We start from the raw sequence: 25,663 nt of genomic DNA, 5'->3' as shown, positions 1-25,663 counted from the left end.
GCAGGAGATGGCGCTGCGTCCTTCGAGAGCGGTGCCCCGCACGCTCGCCGAGCTCGCTGACCGTGCGGGAGCGCGCCTGCGCGCGCGTGCTGGCCAGGCGGAGCCCGCAGGGGATGACCACCCCGAGTCGATTCTCGTGACCGGCGCCACCGTCGACTCCCATGTGGTGGCGGCCGGCGATCTGTTCGGCGCCTTTCCCGGGCTCAAGGTCCACGGCGCGCGCTACGCGGCCGATGCGGTCGCAGGGGGAGCGGTCGCGGTGCTCACCGACGAGGAGGGCGAGGCCCTGCTCGCCGAGTCCGGAGTCGACGTCCCGGTGCTGCTCGTGGACGATGCTCGCGTCGCGATGGGCGAGGCGGCGGCACTGGTCTACGGCGACCCGAGCCGCGAGCTCGTGTTCGTCGGGATCACTGGCACCAACGGCAAGACCACCACGGCGTACTTCGTCGACAACGCTCTCGCGCAGGTCCACGACCGGCGCGGCATCATGGGCACGGTCGAGCTGCGCATCCTCGACGAGACCATCGAGTCGCCGCGCACGACTGTCGAGTCGCCTGTGCTGCACGGGCTGCTGGCGCGCATGCGCGAGCAGGGCGTCACGGCGGCCGTCACCGAGGTGAGCTCGCACGCCGCCGCTCTCGAGCGCATCAGCGGCGTCGCGTTCTCGGTCGCGGTCTTCACCAATCTGCAGTGGGACCACCTGGACTTCCACGGCACCATGGAGGAGTACCTCGACGCCAAGGCCAAGCTGTTCGCCCCGGGGCGGGCGGCGCGAGGAGTCATCAACGTCGACGACGAGTGGGGCCGCCGCCTCGCCGCTCGCGTCGAGATCCCGGTCGAGACGGTGTCCACGCACGTCGACGACCCCCAGGACGCGGACTGGACCGTGACGTGGGCCGATGTGGGCCTCGATGGCGTGGGCTCGCGCTTCACGTTCACGGACCCGCGCGGTGCCGAGCACACCGCAGAGGCGCCGCTGCCCGGGCTCGTGAACGTCTCAAACGCCATGGTGGCGATCGCCGCAGCGCACGCCGCCGGGGTCCCGCTCCCGCAGGCGATCGCGGGCGTCGCCACCGCCCATGCGGTGCCCGGCCGCATGGAGCGCGTGGTCGAGCGCAGCGCGATCGATCCGCTCGCCATCGTCGACTATGCCCATACGCCCGATGCGCTCACGCTCGCTCTGCAGGGAGTGCGCCCCATCACCCCTGGCCGGCTCATCCTGATCTTCGGCTCCGACGGCGACCGCGACCAGGGCAAGCGCCCCGTGATGGGCGGCATCGCGGCGGACCTCGCGGACGTCATCGTGCTCACCGACGAGAACCCGCGTTCCGAGGAGCCGGCAGCGATCCGGTCCGCGATTCGCGCAGGGATCGAGCGGGCGCGCCCCGACCTGCACGACGTGCACGAGGTCGAGCCCCGGGTTGCGGCCGTCGAGTACGCGCTGAGGCTCGCGGGCCCGGGCGACACCGTGATCGTGACCGGCAAGGGCCACGAGCCCACGCAGGAGATAGCCGGGGTGTTCCACCGCTACAACGACCGCGACGCCTACCTTGCGGCACAGGCGCGCATCGTCGCGGAGCGCGAGGGGCGGACGGCCGATGCGGGTCCCGTCCCTCGGGTGACCGTCCACGGTCCTGTGACGTCGGCACAGCCGGGCACGGGGGAGAGCGCATGAGGGCCCTCACCGCTCAGTGGATCGCCAACGCCGTCGGCGGCGAGCTCGCGGCCGACGTCGACGCAGTGGTCACGTCGGTGCAGAAGGACTCGCGCGACGTCGTTCCAGGGGCCTTGTACGTCGCGTTCGTCGGCGAACGCGTCGACGGTCACGAGTACGCGCCCCGCGCCTTCGAGGCGGGGGCGACGCTGGCCCTGGTGTCGCAGCCCGTCGCGGGGCCGCACGTGCTGGTCGACGACGTCACGGACGCGCTCGGTCGTCTCGCCCAGGCGTATCTGGCGCTGCTGCGCACCGAGGGCGACCTCACCGTCGTCGGCATCACCGGCTCGAACGGCAAGACCACCACCAAGGACCTGCTGGCTCAAGTGCTCGACGAGGTAGTCGCGCCCGTGGGCAGCTTCAACAACGAGATCGGGCTCCCGCTCACCGTGCTCAGGGCCGATGCGGGCACGCGTCACCTCGTGCTCGAGATGGGCGCGTCGGCTCCCGGCGACCTCGCCTACCTGACCCGCATCGCACCGCTGGACGTCGCGGTGGTGCTGACGGTGGGCACGGCTCACCTGGGCGGCTACGGCTCGCCTGAGGGACTCGCCGCGGAGAAGGCCACGCTGCTCGACGGACTGCTTCCGGGCGGCATCGCGCTGCTCAATGCCGACGACGACCGTGTCGCAGCGATGACCGCGCGGCCCTCGTTGAGCGCCGACGGCAGACGGATCCGGACCTTCGGCACCACGGCGGGAGCGGACATCACCGCCACGCAGATCACGCTCGAGCGGGGTCGAGCATCGTTCACCGTCTCGAGCCCCGGAGCGGAAGCCGAGACCGAGGCGAGCGTGTCGCTGCGTCTCGTCGGTGAGCACCACGTCACCAACGCGCTGGCAGCCGTGGCGACGGCAGTGGCATGCGGGCTCCCGCTCGGCGACGCCGCGGCGCGCGTGGGCGACGCCGTCCCGCTGAGCGCCCATCGCATGGCGCTGACCGAGCGAGACGACGGCGTGTGGATCCTCGACGACAGCTACAACGCCTCCCCGGAGTCGATGCGCGCCGCGCTGCGCGCGCTCAAGGAGGTCGCGACCACGGGCCGATCCTTCGCCGTCATCGGCGAGATGCGGGAGATGGGCGATGCGTCGCGGGCTGGCCACGAAGAGATCGGCCTGGACGCGGTGCGGCTCCGCATCGACCACCTGCTCGTGGTGGGCGAGGGCGCCAAGCCCGCCCACGCATCGGCCGTCCGTGAGGGCTCCTGGGGCGACGAGGCCGCGTACGTCGCTACCATTGACGAGGCCCGCGCTTTCCTCGACGGGCGCGTCATGCCCGGCGACACCGTGCTCATCAAGGCGTCTCACGGTTCCGGGCTGTGGAAGCTTGCCGACGATCTGCTGGGAGTGCACGAATGAGAGCGGTGGTCCTTGCGGGAGGCATCTCGCTGTTCATCGCGCTGCTCGGCACGCCGCTGTTCATCCGCTTCCTCACCCGCCACCAGTACGGGCAGTTCATCCGGCACGACGGGCCCGCGACGCACCTCGTGAAGCGCGGCACGCCCACTATGGGGGGCGTGGTCATCATCCTCGCGACCGTGCTCGGATGGCTGGGCGCGAACCTCGCCACGGGGCGCACGCCGTATGCCTCGTCGATGCTGGTGGTGCTGCTGATCGTCGGTCTCGGCTTCGTGGGCTTCCTCGACGACTACATCAAGATTCGCCAGGAGCGCTCGCTGGGCCTCCGGGCGCGCTACAAGATCCTCGGTCAGGCTGTGGTGGGCATCGGCTTCGCCGTGCTCGCGCTGCAGTTCCCCAATCAGTACAGCGATTCTCCGGCCTCGACGTCGATCTCGTTCCTGCGAGACACCGCGATCGACCTCGCCTACTGGGGTCCCGCGATCGGCATCATCCTGTTCATCGTGTGGGCGAACTTCCTCATCACCGCGTGGTCCAATGCCGTCAACCTGACCGACGGCGCCGACGGGCTGGCGACGGGAGCGGCGCTGATCTTCTTCGGCGCGTACACCGTGATCGGCATCTGGCAGTACAACCAGTGGTGCGGCTTCACCTCATCCGAGAGCCTCTGCTACGAGGTGCGGGACCCGCGCGACATCGCGATCCTGTGCGCCGCCATCGCCGGCGCGAGCTTCGGGTTCCTGTGGTGGAACGCGAGCCCCGCGAAGATCTTCATGGGCGACACCGGGTCGCTGGCGCTCGGCGGCGCGATCGCGGGCGTCACGATCGTGACGCGCACGGAACTGCTGGGCGTGATCATCGGCGGGCTGTTCGTGATCATCGTCTCGAGCTCGGTGATCCAGATCGGCTGGTTCAAGATCTCCGGGGGCAAACGCGTGTTCAAGATGGCCCCTCTGCATCACCACTTCGAACTCCTCGGGTGGGGAGAGGTGACGATCGTGATCCGGTTCTGGATCCTCGCGGGACTCGCCGCGGCCGCCGGCGTGGGGCTGTTCTACACCGAGTGGATCGCCGCGCTGCCTGCGGGGGAGTGAGTCGTGGCCAGCGTGCCGGACGCCACCGCAGGTCCTGATTCCACGGCACCACCTGACGTCGACGCGTCGTCGCCGATCGCGGGCCTCACCGTCCTGATCCTGGGTCTCGGCGTGGCGGGGCGCTCCGCTCTCGACGCGTGCCGTGCCCTCGGCGCGCGCGCCATCACGGTCGACCCCGGTGCGGCCGATGCGGACCATGCCGACATCGATGCGGTCCCCTTGAGTGCGGTGGACGTCTGCATGTCCTCGCCGGGCTTCGCGCCCCACACCCGCGAGGTGCGCGCGGTGCAGGACGCGGGCGTCGAGATCTGGTCGGAGATGGAGTTCGCGTGGCGCGTGCGCCGCGAGGGCATCCCGTGGGTGCTCGTCACGGGCACCAACGGCAAGACCACGACCACCCAGATGGTGGGCGCGATCGCGGCGGCGGGCGGAATCGACGTGGCCGTGTGCGGCAACATGGGCGTCCCCGTGATCGCGGCGGCCCAGGAGGAACGCGGCCTGGTTGCGGTGGAGATCGCGAGCCTGCAGCTGCACTTCACCTCCACGCTGTCACCGCACGCCGCCGTGTGCCTGAACGCGGACGAGGACCACCTGGACTGGCACGGCTCCGTCGAGGAGTATCGCGCCGACAAGGCCCGCGTCTACAGAAACGTGCAGGTCGCGTGCGTGTACGGAGCCCACGACCCGCTGGTCGAGTCGATGGTCGCGGACGCCGAGGTGGTCGAGGGAGCGCGCGCCATCGGCATCACCCGCGGCTCGCCGGCGGTCTCTCAGCTCGGGGTGGTCGACGGCGTCCTCGTCGACCGCGCCTTCCACGCCGGTCGCCACACGGAGGCCATCGAACTCGGCCACGTCGAGGACCTCGCCCACCTCGTCGCCGGCGATGTTCCCCCGTATCTGGTCTTCAACGCCCTCGCCGCCGCCGCCCTCGCTCGCGCCGTCGGCGTCTCTCCCGAAGCGGTGGCGCGAGGCCTGCGAGTTTTCTCGCTCGACGCGCACCGCACCGCCCATGTCGCCACGGTCGACGGGGTGCACTACGTGGACGATTCCAAGGCCACGAACGCGCACGCCGCCCTCGCGGCCTTCGGCGGCCGCGCACCGGGTTCGGTGGTGTGGATCGCGGGCGGGCAGGCCAAGGGTCAGGAGTTCGATGGACTCGTCGCCGCGCTGCGCGACCGGCTCCGCGCGGTGGTGCTGATCGGCACGGATCCCGAGCCCCTCGCATCGGCGCTGGCGGGACACGCGGCCGATATCCCCGTGACGCGCATCGCGCCGGGCGACACTGTGATGCAGCAGGCGGTGCGCGAGGCCCGTGCGCTCGCCCAGCAGGGCGACACGGTGCTCCTGTCACCCGCTTGCGCCTCGTTCGATCAGTTCCGCAGCTACGCGGACAGGGGAGAGGCCTTCGCGGAAGCGGTGAAGGCGAGCGCTTAAGGAGGCGTCATGACGACCACAGCGTCGCGGCGCACCGAGCGAACCGCTCCCTCGGGCTCGCCTGTCGCCACCTACTACCTGCTGGCGGTCGCGAGCGCGATGCTCGTGGTGGTCGGCCTCGCGGTGGTGCTGTCGAGCACCGCCAACATCTCGCTTCAGCGCCCCGACGGCAACCCGTTCACGCTCTTCATGATCCAGGCCGTCGCACTCTTCATCGGCACCGCTGCGCTCGTGGTGGGCTCGCGCATGCCGGTCACCTTCTGGAAGCGCGCGGCGCCGTGGATCCTGTACGCGTCGATGGGCCTGTTGGTGCTCGTCGCCACCAGCGGCATCGCGTCAGGCGGCAACCGCAACTGGATCCGGGTGGGCCCGGTGACGTTCCAACCGTCCGAGGTCGCGAAGCTGGGGCTCGCGCTGTCTCTGGGCGTGGTGCTGTCGACCTTCCGGCGCGAGCTGACGTCGCTGTATCGCATTCTCGTTCCGGGCGGCATCATGGCCGCCGCAGTGCTCGGCCTCGTGATGCTCGGCAATGACATGGGCACGGCGATGGTGATCGGGCTCGTGGCAGCGGGCGCCTATTGGGTGGCGGGACTTCCGCTGCGGTTCTTCGCGCTCGGAGCCGCCGCCGCCGTCCTCGCCGGCCTGATCATGCTGCAGCAGGGTGTGACGCGCGGCGGGCGGATCGATGCGTGGCTGAACCCCGAGACCGCCGACCCCTCGGGCATCGGCCTGCAGGCGCTGCACAGCAAGTGGGCGCTGGCCTCTGGTGGACTGTGGGGGCTCGGGCCGGGCATGAGTCGCGAGAAGTGGGGCTACCTTCCGGTCGCGGACTCGGACTTCATCTTCGCGATCATCGGCGAGGAGTACGGCCTCGTCGGCACGCTGCTGATGCTGGTCGCCTTCGGCATGATCGCTGTCGCGGTGAACCGACTGATCCGCCGGCACAAGGACCCGTTCGTTCAGATCGCCGCCGCCGGCATCGGCGCGTGGATCGTCGGGCAGGCCTGCATCAACATCGCGGTCGTGATCGGCCTCGCTCCCATCACCGGCGTGCCGCTCCCGCTGGTGTCCTCGGGCGGGTCCTCGCTGATCGTCTCCCTCGCCGCGATCGGCGTGCTCATGGCGTTCGCGCGCCGAGAGCCCGGCGCTCCCGAGGCGTTCGCCGCCCGCCCCTCCGTCGTCAAGAAGTCCATCGCCGTGATCGCCAGGGGGCGCCGTGGCTAACGTACTGCTTGCCGGCGGCGGCACCGCCGGCCACGTCAATCCGCTGCTCGCGACCGCCGAGGAGCTGCGCGCTCGCGGCCACCGCGTCGAGGCGCTCGGCACCGCGGAGGGCCTCGAGCAGGACCTCGTGCCGCGGGCGGGACTGACCCTCCACGAGGTCCCGAAGGCGCCGATGCCTCGCCGTCCGTCCGGCGACCTGCTGCGCTTTCCCGGCCGTTTCGCCTCGGCGGTCCGCGCGGCTCGTCGCGCGATCGATGAGTCGAAGGCCGATGCGGTGGTGGGATTCGGCGGCTACGTGTCCACGCCCGCCTACCTCGCGGCGCGTCGCGCAGGCGTGCCGATCATCGTCCACGAGGCGAACGCGCGGCCCGGCATGGCCAACAAGCTGGGCTCCCGCATGACGGATCGCGTGGCGGTGACGTTCCCCGACACGCCTCTGCGGCATGCGCAGCTCACGGGCCTGCCGCTCAGGTCTGAGATCCGCGACCTCGCCGAGCTGCTGGCCGACCCGCGTGCCGCCGCCGACGCCCGCGAGGCCGCCCGCGCGGTGGTGGGGTGGCCTGCTGATGCGCCCGTGCTCGTGATCACCGGCGGGTCGCTCGGCGCGGCGAGCCTCAACGCCGCCGCCGTGGGAGCCGTGCCGAGACTGATCGGCCACGGCGTCCACGTGTGGCACCTGACCGGGGCGGGCAAGTCGGATGAGGCGCAGCGCGTCTACGGCGACCTGACCGCGGCGGAGCGTCCTCTGTACCGCGTCGAGGAGTACTCGCACGACATGGGCACCGTGCTCGCCGCGGCAGGCGCCGTGGTGTGCCGTGCCGGCGCCGCCACGGTCTCGGAGCTCACCGCGCTCGGACTGCCAGCGATGTACGTCCCGCTGCCGCACGGCAACGGAGAGCAGGCCGACAACGCGCGCCCGGCCGTCGACGCGGGCGCCGCCATCATGCTCACCGACGCCGAGCTCACTCCCGCGATGCTCGAGCAGCGGGCCGAGCACATGCTCCTCGACGATCGCGCCGCGACGGCGATGCGTGACGCCGCGCGCGGCATCGGCATCCGCGACGGCGCCGAACGCCTGGTCGACATGATCGAGGGAGCGCTCCGGTGACCCGCGTCCACTTCATCGGCGTGGGCGGCTCGGGCATGTCCGCGGTCGCGCGCCTCACCGCCGCGCGTGGCATCGACGTGTCGGGCTCCGACCGCGGCGAGAGTGCGTATTTCATGGCCCTGCGCGACGCCGGGATGGACGTGCGGGTCGGACACGACGCGCACGCCGTCGACGGCGCCGACGCGGTGGTGATCTCGACCGCGGTGCGAGAGTCGAATCCCGAGCTCGCCCGAGCGCGCGAGCTCGGCATCCCCGTGCTGCACCGGTCGGAGGCGCTTGCGCAGGCGCTCGCCGGCACGCGGCTCATCGCGGTCGCCGGCTCTCACGGCAAGACCACCACGTCGGCGATGGTCGCCCACGCACTGCATGGCGCGGGGATCGATGCGTCGTTCGCGGTGGGCGCCCGGGTCTTCGGTGTCGAGGGCGCTGTCGCGGGAGGGTACGCGGGCGCATCGGACGTCGCCGTGGTCGAGGCTGACGAGTCCGATGGCTCGTTCCTGCGGTACCACCCCGAGGTGGCGATCCTGCTCAACATCGAGCCCGATCACCTCGACCACTACGGCAGCGTCGAGGCGCTCGAGCAGGCCTTCATGGACTTCGCCCGCGACTGCCGCGTGCTGATCGCCTGCGCCGAGGACGCCACGGTCATGCGCGTCGCGCGGGCCGCTGCGGAGGCCGGCGTCGAGGTGGTCACCTACGGACGCCGCGGCATCGGCGAGACTCCCGCCCCTGACGTGGTCGTGACGGCCGATGCCGTCGTGCGCGACGGCGACGCCCATCCCTTGCACGTGCCGATCCCGGGGGAGCACCAGCGCCTGAACGCGGCGGCGGCCTGGGCGGCGGCGGTCGCGGTCGGCGCCGACCCCGCGCGCGCGGCCGATGCGCTCGCCACCTTCGCGGGCACGGGCCGGCGCTACCAGCTCCGCGGCGAGGTGGGCGAGGTGCGGGTGGTCGACGACTATGCGCATCACCCGACCGAGGTCGCGGCCGTCCTGGCGGCCGCGCGCGCCGCCGGCGCCGGTCACCTCGTGGTGCTGTTCCAGCCGGCGCTCTTCACCCGCACTCAGCTGCATGCGCAGAACTTCGCCACCGCTTTGTCGATCGCGGACGCGGACGTGGTCATCGCGGGCGTGCATGGGGACCGCGAGGACCCGATCCCGGGCGTCACCTCGGACACGATCCTCGATCGGATGGCGGTGCCGGAGGGCTCGACTGCGCAGGTCGTCGAGGACCTCGAGGCCGCGGCCGCGGTCGCCGCCTCACTGGCGCGACCGGGCTCGCAGGTGATGACGGTCGGATCCGGCACCGTGACCCTGGCGGCCGACTGGATCCTCGACGCGTTGCGCACGCGTGCGGCGGAGGACCCCTCGCGACGGGCTGGTCATGGCTGAGCCGCGTCGGCCTCAGGCGCCGGCGCGGCCCGCGCCTCCCCGGCAGGGATCGCCCCGCGCGGCGAACACGGGACGGCCTCGGGCCGGAGCCGATGCGCCCGCTCGCCGCTCACCCGGCGCCGCTGCCACCTTCGCGGAGCGTGCTCGCGAGGCCGGTCGCTCCATCGTCCGAACCTCCGGGAAGGCGGCGGACAAGACGTCGCGGTCACGCGCCGGAGGCGCCGCGAAGGCCAGCACCCGAGCCACGGCGCGCACCGACGTGCGCCGCGCGAGCCCGCGCGCGAGCTCGACCCTTGCCGCGCATCGGCCGGACCCGGGCACCTCACCCGTCCCGACGCCATGGGCCAAGGTGGCCGCCGGTTCCGCGTCCACCGTCACGACGCGCATGCAGGAGCGGCTGCGCGAGCGTCGCACTGCGCACACGCGATTGCTGGCGATCCGGTGGGGCAAGCGGGCGGCCATCGCGCTCGGCGCCTTCGGCGCGGTGTGGCTGGTGCTGCTCTCGCCGCTGTTCGCCTTCGACGCCCAGAAGGTCGAGGCGTCCGGTTTCGGCAGCGTCGTCGATGCCGCACAGGTGGACGAGGTGATCGCCGTGCACGACGGCACCTCTCTCGCCATGCTCGACACCCGCGGAATCGAGAGCGCGATCGAGGCGCTGGTCGGCGTGCGCGACGCCACGGTGCTGCGGGTGTGGCCGGCTGGCCTGCGCGTCGAGATCGAGTCGTCGGAGCCGGTCGCCGCGATCCCGCGTGACGGCGGCGGGTTCGTGCTGGTGGATGACCGCGGCGAACCCGTCGACTCCGCGAAGGAGCCGCCGGCGCAGCTGCCGGTCGTGACGATTCCGATCACCTCGGGAGAGACGCGCATCCTTGATGGAGTGCTGGGTGTCATCGACGAGCTGCCGCTCGCGCTGCGCGACCGCGTCGAAGGCGTCGAGGCCGAGACGGAGGATTCGATCCACTTCGTGCTGCGGGACGGCCCCAGCATCGAGTGGGGGAGCGGGGAGCAGTCCGCGCTGAAGGCCGAGGTGCTGCAGGTGCTGCTCGACTCGCCCGAGGCGTCGAAGGCGGACGTGATCGACGTCTCCGCGCCCTCGCTGCCGATCACGCGCGCGGAGTGAGTCGCCGCGATTATCCGCGCGACACGCGCCAGCCTGGAGCGATTTTCGGGCATCGGGACGTACCGTCATCGTGGACGAAGTTGACATAACTATAACCCTCAAGTAGAGGGTTAAGGTTGGGAGGGTCTCATGGCCGCACCGCAGAACTACATCACCGCCATCAAGGTCGTCGGCGTCGGCGGTGGTGGCGTCAACGCCGTCAACCGCATGATCGACGTAGGCCTCAAGGGCGCAGAATTCATCGCGATCAACACCGACGCACAGGCGCTGCTGATGTCGGACGCCGACGTCAAGCTGGACATCGGGCGCGAGCTCACCCGTGGCCTCGGCGCGGGCGCCGACCCCGAGGTCGGGCGGCAGGCCGCCGACGACCACGAGGCGGAGATCGCGGAGGCGCTCAAGGGCGCCGACATGGTGTTCGTCACGGCCGGCGAGGGCGGCGGCACCGGCACCGGTGGAGCGCCGGTCGTCGCGAAGATCGCACGTGACCTGGGCGCACTGACCGTCGGCGTGGTCACCCGTCCGTTCGGCTTCGAGGGACGCCGTCGCGCGGATCAGGCCGATGCCGGCATCCAGCGTCTGCGCGAAGAGGTCGACACCCTCATCGTGATCCCCAACGACCGCCTGCTCGACATCTCCGACAACGACCTGTCCGTGCTCGGCGCGTTCGCTGCGGCCGACCAGGTGCTGCAGGGCGGCGTGCAGGGCATCACCGACCTGATCACGACCCCCGGCCTCATCAACGTCGACTTCAACGACGTGAAGTCCGTGATGCAGGGAGCGGGCACCGCGCTCATGGGCGTGAGCTCCTCGCGCGGCGAGGGACGCGCGCTGTCGGCCGCTGAGGGCGCAATCTCGTCGCCCCTGCTCGAGGCCTCCATCGAGGGCGCCCACGGCGTGCTGCTGTCGATCGCGGGCGGGTCGAACCTGGGCATCAAGGAGGTCGAGATCGCGGCGCGGCTGGTCCGCGAGGCGGCCCACCCCGAGGCGAACATCATCTTCGGAACGGTCATCGACGACTCGCTGGGCGACGAGCTCCGCATCACCGTGATCGCCGCCGGCTTCGACGGCGGTTCCCCGACCGTGAGCCATGCGGCCGGCGCCTTGGGCATGGTGGACGGCGCTCGCGCGATGCGATCCTCCGCCGAGACCGATCCCGTGGACGCCCCCGTCGAGGAGTCGTCGATCCCGCAGGCGATCGAGGCCGACGTGGACGAGCCGCCCGCGCAGACCGACGCCATCGACGTCAAGCCCGTGCGCCGCGACGCCGAGGCTCTCGACGTTCCCGAGTTCCTCCGGTAGTCCCGGAACGGTCGGCCCTGCGTGATCGACCTGCAGTGATAGATGCGGCTCTGCCCGTCCGGGCCTTCTTCACCACGCGCGAGGGCGGGGTGAGCGCTGCACCATACGAGTCGCTCAACCTCGCCGTCCACGTGGGCGACGAGCCACATGCCGTCGCGACCAATCGCGCCCGCGTGGGAGATCTCGCGGGCGCGCCGGTGTCGTTCCTGGTCGCCGAGCACGGCATCGCCGTCGGGCGCGTGACGTCGCCCGGTGAGACGCCCACGACGGCCGATGCGCTGGTGACGGCGACCCCGGGCGCAGCCATCGCCGCGATCGCTGCGGACTGCGTCCCTTTGCTGTTGCACGATTCCGCCACGGGAGCGGTGGCAGCCGTCCACGCGGGACGCGAAGGCGTGTTCGCCGGCGTGGTCGACGCCGCCGTCGCCGCGCTTCTCGACCTGCGCGGAGGGACGCGATCGCACGGCAGCATGCGGGCGAGCATCGGCCCCGCCATCTGCGGACGCTGCTACGAGGTGCCGCAGGAGATGCGCGAGCGCGTCGCCGGACGCCACCCGGCGGCGTTCGCCGCCACCCGCGCTGGAACCCCGGCGCTCGACCTGCCGCGCGCGATCGAGACCCGACTCGGCGAACTGGGCTTCGCCGGCATCGTCCGCACCCACGAATGCACCGCCGAATCACCCCGCCTGTTCTCGCATCGTCGCGACGGCATCACGGGTCGTTTTGCCGGGATCGTCGTCTGCGAATGACTGAGCGGCGTGTCGCTCCGCGTCTGGCCACCGGGCCCGGCCTACCGTTCTAGCAATAGCGAGTTCACTTCAGAAGGAGCCATCCATGAGCGCAATGCGCAAGGCGATTCAGTACCTCGGCTTCGACGTGAGCCAGCACGAGGAGTACGACTACGCCGATGAGGAGCTCGCACCTGTGACGAACCTGCACGACGTGTCAGAGGTCCGCGAGAAGCACGAGTCGCGGGGAGCGCGCGCAGAGCGTCAGCGCACCCCTGGCAGCCCAGTGGCCGCGACGGACCTGCGCCGCATCCAGACCATCAAGCCGCGCACCTACAACGACGCTCGCCTCATCGGCGAGGCGTTCCGCCAGGGCGTGCCGGTCATCATGAACCTCACCGAGATGTCGGATGCGGACGCGAAGCGACTGGTCGACTTCTCTGCAGGCCTGTCCTTCGGCCTGCACGGCTCGATCGAGCGCGTCACGACATCGGTGTTCCTGCTGTCCCCGGCGCACGTCGAGATCGGCATGGACGCCGAGCCTCCCGCGCCCAAGCAGGAGAGCGAGTTCTTCAACGAGCGCTGACGTCGGTTAGGCTCACCGGGTGGAATTCGTCGCACCAGCCCTTCGCTTCGCGCTGTTCCTTTTCATGCTGGTGCTGTTCGCCCGCATGATCCTGGGCTTCGTGATGTCCTTCTCGCGCGAGTGGCGCCCTCAGGGCGCGATGCTCGTGGTGACGGAGGCGGTGTTCACGGTGACTGACCCCCCACTCAGATTCCTGAGACGGTTCATCCCCCCGCTGCAGTTCGGCCAGGTGCGGCTCGACATCGCGTTCCTGGTGCTGTTCTTCGGCTGCTCGATCCTGTACCAGGTGCTGTACTTCGTCTGATGCGGTGATGGGCGCGTCGCTTGTGTCCCGTTTGTGGCGGGTTCAGGTGGGTGCCGATACCTATTGATGAGTACAGTGACGATTATCGACGCGCTGGCCGGTTCCCCGGCTACGACTAGACACAAGGTGGTTTGCACATGGCACTGCTGACGGCAGAGGACGTGCTGAACAAGGCGTTCTCCAAGACGAAGTACCGCGAGGGCTTCGACCAGGACGAGGTCGACGACTTCCTGGACGAGGTGGCGCACACAGTTCAGTCGCTCACCGCCGAGCGTGACGACCTCGCCAAGCGCCTCGCGCAGGCCCAGGCGGGCGCACCGTCCTCGCCCGAGGCGAGCGCGGCGCCCGCATCGGAGCCGTCGACCGAGGGTGGCCTGCTGGCCGCCGCGACCGACCCGACGCCGCCCAGCGCGACCGGCATGCTCGCGATGGCACAGAAGCTTCACGACGAGTACGTCCACGCCGGCGAGGCCGAGCGCGATCGCCTGATCGATGACGCGAAGACCAAGGCGGAGTCGATCGTCGAGCAGGCCGAGACGGACGCCAAGGCGCGCATGGACGAGTTGGTGTCCGAGCGCAGCGACCTGGAGCGCAAGATCGACGACCTCCGTCGCTTCGAGCGCGACTACCGCGCTCGTCTCAAGAGCTACCTCGAGAACCTTCTCGGCGACCTCGACCACGGGGGGAAGGCCGAGCCCGCGGGCGCGGCGCCCGCCTTCGGCACAGGGTTCGGCGCAGGCGTGACGGCCTCCGACGACGCCTCCGACGGCGGCGACGCTGGCTCGCACGATGATGGCGAGCCTCAGCACTCGGTGCCCACGTTCGAGCAGTCCTCCTCCGGCGGCGCGTTCGCTCCTGCGACCGAGGCCTCCGCTCCGTCCGCCGGCGACGACGACCAGCCGCTCTCGGCTCCCTCGAGCCCGTGGGCGCAGGTGCGTCCCCAGGACGGCGGCTCCGCCGCTCAGGCCGCCGACGAGCAGCCTGCTCCGTGGGGCGCATCGGCGTACCAGCCGCTGGCCGGCCCGCCTCACGACGACGCCACGCCGACGTTCGGAGCGCCTTCCGCGCAGGACGGCGACGACAAGAACTCCTGATCCGAGCCGCCGCCGCGGCTCGAACGCTCAGCGCCACGCCATCATCTGATGGCGTGGCGCTTTGCGATGCGACGCAAAGCGGACTACTCTCACGACACTGACCAGATTCGAGGATGTGTGATGACCAGCACTGACGTGACGATCGTCGTCGTGGACCCGGCGGACCTCAAGCCCGCCGACGCCAAGAAGCTTGCCGTCCGCGAGGGCGACGAACCGTGGAAGATCGCGGAGCTTCGTGGGATCGTCAAGACGCTCAACTCCGACGTGGAGCGGCTGGTCGCGGAGTATCGCGGCGCCGAGCACGAGCTCGACGACCTGCTCCACACCTCCGAGGGCGCAGGCGACGACCAGGCCGACGCCGGCTCGACGGCGCTTGAGCGCGAGCAGGAGATGTCGATCGTCAACAACACGCGCGACATGCTCGAGCAGAGCGTCGACGCGCTGCGCCGCGTGAAGAGCGGAACGTACGGCGCATGCCAGGTGTGCGGCCAGGGGATCGGCAAGGCCCGCCTCGAAGCGTTCCCGCGTGCCACCCACTGCGTCACCTGCAAGCAGCGCGAGGAGCGTCGTTGACTTGGCGACCAGCCCTGTGGCTGGTCGCCCTCGTCGTCATCGCGCTGGATCAGCTCACCAAGCAGTGGGCGCTGACTGCCCTGGAGCCGGGGGAGAAGCACGCCGTTCTCGGTGACCTGCTGTCCTTCCAGCTCGTCTTCAACTCAGGCGCCGCATTCTCGTTGGGCGACGGCTACACCTGGGTGATGACCATCGTGGCGGTGATCGTGACGATCGGCATCGTGTACTTCGCCCGCCGCGCGCAGTCCCGTCTCGCCATCGCGCTGTTCGGCATCGGCCTTGGCGGCGCCGTGGGCAACCTCATCGACAGGCTGCTGCGCGAGCCCGGTTTCGGCCAGGGGCACGTGGTCGACATGATCAACTACAACGGCTGGTTCGTCGGCAACGTCGCGGACCTCGCGATCGTGGGCGTCGCGGCGGTGGTGCTGGTCATGAGCCTGACGAACCGTTCGCTGCTCGCTCCCGCCCCCCGCCATGAGAGCGCCGACGAGGCACAGTCCTCGGACGCGACCGTCGGCGAGGAGCCCCGTGGCTGACACCCGCTACCTTCCTGTTCCCGATGCCCTCGTGGGCGAGCGGGTCGACGCGGGACTCGCCCGCATGCTGGGGTTGAGCCGCACCAAGGCCGCCGAACTGCTGGCGGCCGGCGCCGTCGAACTGGATGGCCGCGCGCTCGGCAAGTCCGACCGGCTGGCCGAAGGCATCCTCGCGGTCGACATCCCCGACGAGCGCGAGCCGGTGGCCGAGCCGTCCGTGCCCGGTGGCCTGGTGCTGGTCTACGAAGACGACGACCTCGCGGTGGTCGACAAGCCGGTGGGCGTCGCCGCGCACCCGTCGCCCGGCTGGACGGGACCCACCGTCGTGGGCGCCCTCGCATCGGCCGGCGTCCAGCTCGCGCAGTACGGACCCGCGGAGCGCCAGGGGATCGTGCATCGGCTCGATGTCGGCACGACGGGTCTCATGGTGGTCGCGAAGTCCGACACGGCGTACACGGCGCTCAAGCGCGCCTTCAAGGAGCGCGAGGTCGAGAAGGTCTACCACGCGGTCGCGCAGGGGCACATGGATCCGACCGAGGGCACCATCGACGCGCCCATCGGGCGCCACCCCACGGCGGACTACCGGTTCGCCGTGGTGCAGGGCGGCAAGCCCTCCATCACGCACTACGTGGTGCTCGAGATGTTCCCGGCTGCCTCGCTGGTGGAGGTCCACCTCGAGACCGGCCGCACCCACCAGATCCGCGTCCACATGGCCGCGATGCGCCATCCGCTCGCGGGCGATCTGACCTACGGCGCGGACCCACGGCTCGCTCAGCGCCTCGGCATCGAGCGTCAGTGGCTCCACGCGCGGGAGCTCGCGTTCGAGCACCCCACGCGGGGCGAGGAGCTCCGGGTCGTCAGCGAGTACCCCGCCGACCTGCTGGCGGCGCTCGAGGTGCTGCGATCGTGACCGTCGAGGTCAAGGCGGTCACCACGGAGGCGGAATTCGCCGACGCTCTCGAGGTGCGCTTCGCGGTGTTCGTGCACGAGCAGGGAGTGTCCCCTGATGGCGAGCGCGATGCCCTGGATGACGACCCCCGCACGCTCCACGCCGTGGCCTACGACGCCCACGGCAGGCCGGTGGGAGCCGGTCGCCTGCTCGCGCCGCACACGGACACGGCCCACGGCCAGGGCACCTCGCACGGCGCGATGGATCCCGCGAACCCGCACATCGGCCGCCTCGCCGTCACCGAGGCTGCGCGCGGCACCGGCGCGGGCCGCGCGCTGATGGAGTTCCTGGAGGCCGCCGCACTCGAGCGGCACGGGGCTCATGGGGGAGTGCGCGTCGAGCTGTCGGCCCAGGACCAGGCGATGGCGTTCTATCAGCGGCTCGGGTACGCGCCATACGGCGACGGCTACCTGGACGAGGGCATCTGGCACCACGACGCCGCCAAGGACCTCACCGCCTGACCGTGGCCGGGCCTGGTGAGCGTCACGCCAGCAGCGCCCGGATCCGCTTCTCGCTCACCGGCTCGCTCGTGCCGAGCCCCTGCGCGAACAGCGACACCCGCAGCTCCTCGAGCATCCAGCGCGCGTGCTCGAGGCGCTCTGCACGCGTCGGGTCCGGTCGCCCGGCCTCGTAGGCCTCCTGCACGCTCGTCACCTCGTTCGTGACCTCGCGCACCTTCCACATCGTGGCCGCGTCCCGGTGCGGGTCCGACTGCGCCTTGTCCAGCCGCAGCGACGCGGCCTTGAGGTAGCGCTCCAGGTGCGGCAGGCGCGTGACGGGGGTGCGCGCCAGGAAGTCCTCGCCGACGAGTGCCTCCACCTGTGCGCGGATGTCGGTGACGACGGCGAGCAGCGCCATGCTGGTGGCGGCCGTGAGCGCCGCGTCAAGATCGCGCGACGCGTCGAGGGCCGCCGCGGCGAGACCGGCGACGCGGTGAGTCTCGTCCTCGAGACGGGCGCGCACGTGGTCACGCGCGCCCGCATAGGACGTCGCGTCGCGCACCAGCGCCGCGTCCACGTCAGGTCCTGAGGTGAGCGACCGGATCGCGGCCTCCTGGAGCGCCGTCACCAGCGCCTCGGTGCTGCGGTAGGGCGACGCCGCGAGGCTCAACGACAGTGGAGCGGCCCAGCGGGTGGTGATGCGCTTGGTGGGCAGCGCGCATTCGGTGAGGAGCAGCCGCCTCACGCCTCCGGCATGAGCGGCCTCGCGTGATGCGGCATTCGCGAGCACCCGCAGTGCGGCCTCGCCCTCGTCGACGATGGCGGGATAGCCGCGCACCGTCGCGCCCCCCACCTCGCCCGACACCTCATCCGGCAGGGCGCCGCCCGGGAGCTCGGGCCAGCTGGCCAGTCCGGTCTGCTCGGGCAGCCCTGTTTGCCCGGGCAGCGCCGTGGCGCTCGGGCGCCCCGGCGACGAAGGCGACCCAGCCCCGATGCCGGCGCCACCACCGGACGCACCGTCCCCACGCGATCCCTCAGCAGCCGCACTGGTCGCATCGGCCGCCGTGTCGCCACCACCGTGGGGGCGACGCAGCCCGCCGCCCGCCGCCGCATCGGCCGCACGCTGGACGGAGCTGCGCTGCATCGCGGCGCTGACGGCGGCCTGCGACTGCGGCGCGAGCGAGCGCTGCAGGCGTACGAGGTCGGTGGACTCGTCGAGCACGGCGCCTGACTCGTCCTCCACCCGGAAGGTGAGGCGCAAGTGGGACGGAAGACGCTCGTCGAGCCCCTCCCAGGCGTCCGCAGGCACCTCGACGCCGCGTGTGTCGCGCACCGCCCGGGTGAACGCGTCGCGGTAGCGGCCCGCCATGTCTCCCGCCCGCGCCATGTCCTCCCACGCCGGCGTCTCGCGCGCGAGCCACGCCGCGACGTCGCGCGCGGTGTCGGGAGCAGGCACCAGCAGCCGGCGCACGGTCTTGGGCAGCGCGCGGATGGTCGCTGTCGCGAGTTCGTCGGCGAGCCCGGGAACCATCCAGTCGAAGCCGTCCGGCACCACCCGTGGCAGCACCGCGACGGGGATGTGCACGGTCACGCCGTCCGCGTCGGAGCCGGGCTCGAATTGATACGTCAGCGGCAGCGCGAGGTCGCCCTGCGGCCACACCGTGGGGAAGGCATCGGTGTCCACGTCGCCGTGCTCGGGCGCCACGGTGTCGAGGGTGAGGGTGAGCAGGTCCGGATGACGCGTGCGCTCGTCCTTCCACCACCGGTCGAAGTGCCGGGCGGAGACCACGGTGTCCGGAACGCGCTCGTCATAGAAGTCGAACAGCGCCTCGTCGTCCACCAGCAGGCCGCGCGTGCGCGATCGCGCCTCGAGCTCCTCGGCCTCGGCCAGCAGCCGCTGGTTGTCCTTCCAGAAGCTGTGGTGCGTCTCCCACTCGCCCTGCACGAGCGCGTGGCGGATGAACAGATCGCGCGCTTCGATGGGTCGAATGCGGCCCCACAGCACGTCGCGATCGGCGACGATGGGCATCCCGTAGAGCAGCACCTTCTCGGTCGCGACGGCCGCGCCGCGCTTCTTGGACCAGTGCGGGTCGGCATAGGTGCGCTTTGCCAGGTCCCCCGCGAGCTCCTCGGCCCACTCGGGCTTGATCGCCGCGACGTCGCGCGCCCACAGGCGGCTGGTCTCGACGAGCTCCGCGGCCATCACGAAGGCCGGAGGCTTCTTGGACAGGGGAGAGCCGGGGAAGATCGCGAAGCGCGCTCCCCGGGCGCCCAGGTAGTCGTTCCGCGCCTGCTTCTTGGCGCGCCTGACGGCGGCTTCGCGCGCACCGCCTCGCAGGTGGGCGAACTGAGAGGCCTTGGGCTCCCCGGTCTCCTGCATGCCTAGCTGCGACAGCAGCCCCGCCAGGATCGAGCGGTGAATGTCGTCGGCGTTCCACAGATAGCGATGCGCCTGACTACCAGGACTCGACGTGGCGGCGTCGTCTTCCTTGGGAGCGACGGGCCGCGCCTCTTTGCGGGCCATCTCGATGCCGAGCGGCTTCGCGGTCTGGCGGATCTGCTCCACCACGTCCTGCCACTCGCGCACGCGCAGAAAGTTCAGGTACTCGGCGCGGCACTTGCGACGGAAGGCGCTGCTCGAGAGTTCGTGCCGCTGTTCGCGCAGGTACTCCCAGAGATTCAGGTAGGACAGGAGGTCGGATGCGGGCTCCGCGAACCTGCGGTGCAGCTGGTCGGCCTTCTCGCGCTCCTCGGCGGGGCGCTCGCGCGGGTCCTGGATGCTGAGGGCCGCGGCGATGATGGCCACCTCGCGCGCGACGCCGTGCCCCTGCGCCTCGACGATCATGCGCGCCTGGCGCGGGTCCATCGGCAGGCGGGACAGGGTGCGTCCAATCGGGGTGAGGCGGGTGCGCCCGTCGTCGCCGAGGTCGAGTGCGCCGAGCTCGGTCAGCAGCTGCACGCCATCGCGGATCGAGCGCGTGTCCGGCGGCTCGACGAATGGGAACCGCGCCATGTCCTCCGGACCGGTCACGACGCCGACCGCGATCATCTGCAGCAGCACCGACGCCAGCGACGTGCGCAGAATCTCCGGTTCGGTGAACTGCGGTCGACTGTCGAAGTCCTCCTCGGCGTACAGGCGGATCGCGATGCCGTCGGCCAGTCGACCGGCGCGCCCGGCACGCTGGTTGGCGCTGGCCTGGCTGATCGGCTCGATGGGCAGCCGCTGGACCTTGGTGGCCTTCGAGTAGCGGGAGATGCGCGCGGTGCCCGGGTCCACCACATAGTGGATGCCGGGCACGGTCAGCGAGGTCTCGGCGACGTTCGTGGCGAGCACGATGCGGCGGGTGCCGTGGCTCTCGAACACGCGGTGCTGCTCCGCAGAGCTGAGCCGCGAGTACAGCGGGATGATCTCCACCGCCTGGGGGTGGCGCGGGTCCCGGGCGCGGGGACCGAGGCTCCCGGCGAGCGCATCGGCCGCATCGCGGATCTCGCGCTCGCCCGAGAGGAACACCAGGATGTCACCCGGACCCTCGCGCATCAGTTCGTCGCACGCGTCGACGATGCCTGTCATGAGGTCGCGTTCCTCGCCACGCGTGGCGCCCTCGAGCGGGCTGTAGCGGATCTCGACGGGGTAGGTGCGGCCCGTCACCTCGATCACCGGTGCGGTGGGATTCTCGGCGGCCGATGCGGGGGCTGGGCTCTCCGCCTCGTCCAGGCTCACCGGGGGCAGCGGACCGCCGGGCGCAAAGTGCCTCGCGAACCGGTCCGAGTCGATCGTCGCCGAGGTGATGATGACCTTCAGGTCGGGGCGCCGCGGCAGCAGGTTGGTGAGGTAGCCCAGCAGGAAGTCGATGTTGAGGCTGCGCTCGTGCGCCTCGTCGATGATGAGCGTGTCGTACGCGAGCAGCTCCGGGTCGCGCTGGATCTGCGCCAGGAGGATGCCGTCCGTCATGACCTTGACGAGGGTGCGCTCCGACGACTGGTCCGTGAAGCGCACCTGGTAGCCGACAATCTCGCCGAGCGTGGTGCCGAGCTCCTCCGCGATGCGCTCCGCGACGGTGCGGGCCGCGATGCGCCGCGGCTGCGTGTGGCCGATCTGGCCCGCCCGGCCGCGGCCCAGGTCCAGCACGATCTTGGGCAGCTGCGTGGTCTTGCCGGAGCCGGTCTCGCCCGCGACGATCACCACCTGGTGGTCGCGGATCGCCGCCGAGATCTCCTCGCGGCTCGCGCTCACGGGCAGCTGCTCGGGGTAGACGATCGGGTCGAGAGGCACGTTCTCGCGCGCGCGGGCGGCGGCCTCGAGCGCGGCGCGGCTCACCGGCCGGTGCGGGTCCCCGCCCTTGCCGCGTCCGCCCTGCTTCGTGGCCGAGCGACCCCTGTGGCCGCGGTCCTTGGCGTCGCGGCCCTTGCTGCCGTGGTGCGGCTCGCCACGGCCTCGCTGCGGGGTGCCGGTGGCGTCCGTCGGCTCGCTGGCGTCAGCCGTGCCCCCGCCGGTCGTGGCCGCAGGCGTGCCGGAGCCGCGCCCACGGCGCCGTCCACGACGTCGACCTCCGCGAGTGCCGGCCTTCTCGCCGGACGCACCAGCGCGCGCATCGGCCGAGCCGTTGCCTGCCGCATCGGGCGCCTTGCCGGGACCCGCATCGGCCGTACTGCTGTCGCGACCACTGCCCTGGGGCGCACTGCTGGCAGGCGTGCTGCGGGGGGACGGGTCACTCACGCCGACCATTGTCCCAAGCCCGCGCGTCCCCGCCCACCACCCGTCTCTCCTTCACTGCGAACCCGAATCCGGAGCGACACGCCGAGCCAGCCCGCGCATCGGCCGTGGTGCCCCGGCGTGTCGCTCGAGAAGTGGTTCGCAGTGTGGGGCGATGCCTGTCGACTTCTGCACACGCCTGTGCCGCGTGGGACACCCGTGACCCGTGTGACGGCACTCTCGTCACACCTGTCGCAGCCGTCACTGCGGTGTGCAGGAGTGGCTCGTAAAGCCCAGCGCGAGCGACTCTCCCGACACTGCGAACCCCAATCCGGCGCGACACGCCGAGCCGGCCCGTGCATCGGCCGTGGTGCCCCGGCGTGTCGCCTCCAGATTGGTTCGGAGTGTCGGGGAGGTGGGGGGTGACGTCGGTCGGGACGCCTAGAATCGGTTGCCATGTCCGGCAGCGATTTTGTTCACCTCCATGTGCACACCGAATACTCGATGCTGGACGGTGCAGCGCGACTGGACGACCTGTTCTCGCACGCCAAGGAATTGGGCCAGACGGCCATCGCCACGACGGACCACGGGTACATCTTCGGGGCCTACGACTTCTGGGCCAAGGGCAAGGCTCACGGGGTCAAGCCGATCATCGGCGTCGAGGCCTACCTGACCCCCGGCACGGCCCGCCAGGACCGCTCGCGCGTGCGGTGGGGCGACCGCGGCCAGGAGTCCGACGACGTCTCGGCAGGCGGCGCGTACACGCACATGACCATGTGGGCGCAGAACACCGAGGGCATGCACAACCTGTTCCGGATGTCCTCGTACGCCTCCTTGGAGGGCAACTTCCACAAGCCCCGCATGGACCGGGACCTGCTGCAGCGGTACGGCAAGGGCATCATCGCCACCACGGGCTGCCCGTCGGGCGAGGTGCAGACCCGGCTGCGGCTCGGCCAGTACGACGAGGCGCTGCGGGCGGCGGGGGAGTTCCAGGACATCTTCGGCGCCGAGAACTTCTACGTCGAGCTCATGGACCACAACCTCGACCTCGAGAAGCGCGTGCGCGAGGACCTGCTGCGGCTCGCCCATCAGATCGGCGCCCCGCTGGTCGCGACCAACGACTCGCACTACGTCAAGAAGGAGGACTCGACGGCTCACGAGGCGCTGCTGTGCGTCCAGTCGGGATCCAACCTGAATGAGCCCACCTCCGATCAGGGCGGCAAGCGGTTCGCGTTCAGCGGCGACGGGTACTACCTCAAGAGCTCGGCTGAGATGCGTCAGCTGTGGCACGAGCTGCCCGAGGCGTGCGACTCGACGGTCGAGATCGCCGAGCGGTGCGAGGTCGAGTTCAACACCAAGGCCGACTACATGCCGGTCTACGACGTGCCCGCCGGCGAGGACGAGAACTCCTGGTTCGTCAAGGAGGTGCAGCGCGGACTGGTCGAGCGGTTCGGCGAGGCCGTGCCGACCGAGGTCCAGGAGCGCGCGAACACCGAGATCGAGGTCATCACCGACAAGGGATACCCCGGGTACTTCCTGGTGGTCGCGGACTTCATCAAGTGGGCGAAGGAGCAGGGCATCCGGGTGGGTCCCGGGCGCGGCTCGGGAGCAGGCTCGATGGCCGCCTACGCGATGCGCATCACCGACATCGACCCGCTGGTGCACCAGCTGTACTTCGAGCGGTTCCTCAACCCCGAGCGCGAGTCCAAGCCCGACTTCGACATCGACTTCGACGAGCGCAGGCGCGGCGAGGTGATCCGCTACGTCTCCGACAAGTACGGGGAGGACAAGGTCGCGATGATCGCGACCTACGGCACCATCAAGGCCAAGCAGGCGCTCAAGGACGCCTCGCGAGTCCTGGGCAAGCCGTTCAGCCTGGGTGAGCAGCTCACCAAGGCGTACCCCGAGCCGCAGCAGGGTCGCGACATGCCGCTGTCCGGGCTGTTCGACACCAAGCACCCGCGATACAACGAGGGCGGCGACCTCCGGGCCATCATCGAGGCCGATCCCGACGCTCAGCAGGTGCTGGAGCTCGCGCAGGGCCTCGAGGGGCTCAAGCGCCAGTGGGGCGTCCACGCGGCCGGCGTGATCATGTCGAGCGATCCGCTCATCGACATCATCCCCATCATGCGCCGCGAGCAGGACGGTGCCGTCATCACCCAGTTCGACTACCCCACGTGCGAAGAGCTGGGGCTGGTCAAGATGGACTTCCTGGGGCTGCGCAACCTCACGATTCTGGACGATGCGCTCTACAACATCGAGAACAACGGCAAGGAGCCGCTGGTGCTCGAGGACCTCGAGCTCGCGGACGAGGAGACGTTCAAGCTCCTGGGTCGCGGCGACACCCTCGGGGTATTCCAACTCGACGGCGTGGCCATGCGCCAGCTGCTGCGGCAGATGCGCCCGGACACGTTCGAGGACATCTCCGCCGTGCTCGCGCTGTACCGCCCAGGCCCCATGGGCGTGAACTCGCACACCAACTACGCCGAGCGCAAGAACGGCCGTCAGGCGGTGGACTACATCCACCCCGAGCTCGAGGCGCCCCTCAAGGAGGTCCTCGAGGTCACCCACGGGCTGATCGTCTACCAGGAGCAGGTCCAGAAGATCGCGCAGATCGTCGCCGGCTACACGCTGGGCGCCGCCGACCTGCTGCGGCGCGCGATGGGCAAGAAGAAGCCTGAGGTGCTGGCCAAGGAGTTCGAGCCCTTCAGCGCGGGCATGCGCGAGAACGGGTTCTCGGAAGAGGCCATCAAGAAGCTGTGGGACACGATGGTCCCGTTCGCTGACTATGCGTTCAACAAGGCGCACACCGCCGCCTATGGCGTGCTGTCGTTCTGGACCGCCTACCTCAAGGCGCACTACCCGACCGAGTTCATGGCGGCGCTGCTCACCTCGGTCGGCACCGACAAGGACAAGTCGGCGATGTACCTGGGCGAATGTCGCCGCATGGGCATCACCGTGCTGCCGCCCGACGTGAACGAGTCCATCGCGTACTTCTCCGCCGTGGGCACCGACGTGCGATTCGGCCTCACCGCCGTGCGCAACGTGGGCTCGAACGTGGTGGCCGAGATCATCAAGGCGCGCGAGGCCAAGGGGGCCTTTGAGTCCTTCCAGGACTTCCTGGACAAGGTGCCTGCGACGGTGTGCAACAAGCGCACGATCGACTCGCTCATCAAGGCCGGAGCTTTCGACTCCATGGGCTACACCCGCCGCTCCCTCAACGCGGTCCACGAGCAGGCCATCGACTCGGTGGTGGGGGTCAAGCGCCAGGAGGCCACGGGGCAGTTCGACCTGTTCGGCGGCGATGCCGAGCTGGGCGGGGGAGTGACCGTGCTCGTGCCCACTCTCGAGGAGTGGGACAAGAAGACGCTGCTCAACCTCGAGCGGGACATGCTGGGGCTGTACGTCTCGGACCACCCGTTGGCTGGGCTCGACCACATCATCCGTTCCGAGGCGACGCACCAGATCCTCGCGGCGACGCCCGCCAACGGCGTGGGAGACGGCCAGCAGGTCGTGTTCGCTGGGCTGGTCACGCGCGTCGACCGCCGGGTCGCGAAGTCGGGCAACGCCTACGCGATCGTGACCCTCGAGGACCTCACCGGCGAGGCCGAGATCTCCTTCTTCGGGCGCACCTACGAGACCTACGCCCGCGACCTCGCGGACGATGCGGTGCTCACCATCAAGGCGCGTGCCCGGGAGCGCGGCGACGGCGGACTGCAGTTCAGCGCCGTCGAGCTGCGCGTGCCCAACCTCACGGTGGTGGACAACTCGCCGGTCTCGATCACGCTGCCGGCCACGCGGGTCAACCCTGCGATGGTCGAGGAGATCAAGAGCATTCTGCGCTCGCATCCCGGCTCCGTCGAGGTGCGCATGGTGCTCACCGGCAGCGGCGAGTCGATCACCATGCGCCTCGGAGACGAGTTCCGGGTCGACCGGTCGAGCGCGCTGTTCGGAGATCTCAAGGCAGCGTTCGGTCCCAGCTGCCTCGCTCCGGCCTAGATCGGTCTGCACCCAC

Annotated in this window: 19 protein-coding genes; 18 read left to right on the top strand and 1 reads right to left on the bottom strand. The window is 70.6% G+C overall.

The window, feature by feature from the left end; all coding sequences use genetic code 11:
* The first annotated feature begins 7 nt into the window (after positions 1-7).
* From QQX02_RS01115 to QQX02_RS01035, 17 genes are all read left to right on the top strand, one after another.
* Entirely contained in the window at positions 8-1,675 is a 1,668-nt protein-coding gene (locus QQX02_RS01115; protein ID WP_301140683.1) for a UDP-N-acetylmuramoyl-L-alanyl-D-glutamate--2,6-diaminopimelate ligase, read from the top strand.
* Entirely contained in the window at positions 1,672-3,072 is a 1,401-nt protein-coding gene (locus QQX02_RS01110; RefSeq protein ID WP_301140682.1) for a UDP-N-acetylmuramoyl-tripeptide--D-alanyl-D-alanine ligase, read from the top strand. Before QQX02_RS01115 ends, QQX02_RS01110 begins: the two co-directional genes overlap by 4 nt.
* Complete coding sequence (gene mraY / locus QQX02_RS01105) at positions 3,069-4,166, top strand: phospho-N-acetylmuramoyl-pentapeptide-transferase (protein WP_301140681.1); 1,098 nt, start codon at positions 3,069-3,071, stop codon at positions 4,164-4,166. The genes QQX02_RS01110 and mraY overlap by 4 nt, the downstream gene beginning before the upstream one ends.
* Positions 4,167-4,169: 3 nt before the next feature.
* Positions 4,170-5,600 (top strand): UDP-N-acetylmuramoyl-L-alanine--D-glutamate ligase, encoded by a 1,431-nt coding sequence (gene murD, locus QQX02_RS01100; protein ID WP_367304221.1) that lies wholly within the window; start codon positions 4,170-4,172, stop codon positions 5,598-5,600.
* 9 nt (positions 5,601-5,609) lie between these two features.
* On the top strand, positions 5,610-6,824 hold the full coding sequence (locus QQX02_RS01095; RefSeq protein ID WP_301140680.1) for an FtsW/RodA/SpoVE family cell cycle protein: 1,215 nt from the start codon (positions 5,610-5,612) through the stop codon (positions 6,822-6,824).
* Complete coding sequence (gene murG, locus QQX02_RS01090) at positions 6,817-7,932, top strand: undecaprenyldiphospho-muramoylpentapeptide beta-N-acetylglucosaminyltransferase (RefSeq protein WP_301140679.1); 1,116 nt, start codon at positions 6,817-6,819, stop codon at positions 7,930-7,932. Before QQX02_RS01095 ends, murG begins: the two co-directional genes overlap by 8 nt.
* Entirely contained in the window at positions 7,929-9,323 is a 1,395-nt protein-coding gene (murC, locus tag QQX02_RS01085; protein ID WP_301140678.1) for a UDP-N-acetylmuramate--L-alanine ligase, read from the top strand. The genes murG and murC overlap by 4 nt, the downstream gene beginning before the upstream one ends.
* Entirely contained in the window at positions 9,316-10,443 is a 1,128-nt protein-coding gene (locus tag QQX02_RS01080; protein ID WP_301140677.1) for a cell division protein FtsQ/DivIB, read from the top strand. Before murC ends, QQX02_RS01080 begins: the two co-directional genes overlap by 8 nt.
* A 129-nt stretch (positions 10,444-10,572) precedes the next feature.
* Complete coding sequence (gene ftsZ / locus QQX02_RS01075; protein WP_301140676.1) at positions 10,573-11,745, top strand: cell division protein FtsZ; 1,173 nt, start codon at positions 10,573-10,575, stop codon at positions 11,743-11,745.
* Between the two features lie 35 nt (positions 11,746-11,780).
* On the top strand, positions 11,781-12,494 hold the full coding sequence (gene pgeF / locus QQX02_RS01070; protein ID WP_436968490.1) for a peptidoglycan editing factor PgeF: 714 nt from the start codon (positions 11,781-11,783) through the stop codon (positions 12,492-12,494).
* Positions 12,495-12,579: 85 nt separating this feature from the next.
* Complete coding sequence (locus QQX02_RS01065; protein ID WP_301140674.1) at positions 12,580-13,059, top strand: cell division protein SepF; 480 nt, start codon at positions 12,580-12,582, stop codon at positions 13,057-13,059.
* Between the two features lie 19 nt (positions 13,060-13,078).
* On the top strand, positions 13,079-13,363 hold the full coding sequence (locus QQX02_RS01060) for a YggT family protein (RefSeq protein ID WP_301140672.1): 285 nt from the start codon (positions 13,079-13,081) through the stop codon (positions 13,361-13,363).
* A gap of 137 nt (positions 13,364-13,500) precedes the next feature.
* Positions 13,501-14,457 (top strand): DivIVA domain-containing protein, encoded by a 957-nt coding sequence (locus QQX02_RS01055; protein ID WP_301140671.1) that lies wholly within the window; start codon positions 13,501-13,503, stop codon positions 14,455-14,457.
* Positions 14,458-14,577: 120 nt separating this feature from the next.
* Positions 14,578-15,030, top strand: coding sequence for a TraR/DksA family transcriptional regulator (locus QQX02_RS01050; protein WP_301140670.1), 453 nt, complete (start codon positions 14,578-14,580; stop codon positions 15,028-15,030).
* Positions 15,027-15,566: a signal peptidase II gene (gene lspA, locus QQX02_RS01045; RefSeq protein ID WP_301140669.1), complete on the top strand. Its 540-nt coding sequence runs from the start codon at positions 15,027-15,029 to the stop codon at positions 15,564-15,566. Before QQX02_RS01050 ends, lspA begins: the two co-directional genes overlap by 4 nt.
* Entirely contained in the window at positions 15,559-16,476 is a 918-nt protein-coding gene (locus QQX02_RS01040) for an RluA family pseudouridine synthase (protein WP_301140668.1), read from the top strand. Before lspA ends, QQX02_RS01040 begins: the two co-directional genes overlap by 8 nt.
* Positions 16,473-16,976, top strand: coding sequence for a GNAT family N-acetyltransferase (locus QQX02_RS01035; RefSeq protein ID WP_301140666.1), 504 nt, complete (start codon positions 16,473-16,475; stop codon positions 16,974-16,976). The genes QQX02_RS01040 and QQX02_RS01035 overlap by 4 nt, the downstream gene beginning before the upstream one ends.
* A gap of 22 nt (positions 16,977-16,998) precedes the next feature.
* On the opposite strand, the gene hrpA is transcribed toward QQX02_RS01035, so the two are convergent.
* Complete coding sequence (gene hrpA / locus QQX02_RS01030; protein ID WP_436968519.1) at positions 16,999-21,273, bottom strand: ATP-dependent RNA helicase HrpA; 4,275 nt, start codon at positions 21,271-21,273, stop codon at positions 16,999-17,001.
* Positions 21,274-22,104: 831 nt separating this feature from the next.
* On the opposite strand from hrpA, the gene dnaE reads away from it, so the two are divergent.
* On the top strand, positions 22,105-25,647 hold the full coding sequence (dnaE, locus tag QQX02_RS01025) for a DNA polymerase III subunit alpha (protein WP_301140663.1): 3,543 nt from the start codon (positions 22,105-22,107) through the stop codon (positions 25,645-25,647).
* Positions 25,648-25,663 lie beyond the last annotated feature (16 nt).

Source organism: Demequina muriae, from assembly GCF_030418295.1.
GTDB classification, from domain to species: Bacteria; Actinomycetota; Actinomycetes; order Actinomycetales; family Demequinaceae; genus Demequina; species Demequina muriae.
This window is presented reverse-complemented; position numbering and strand designations above follow the sequence as displayed.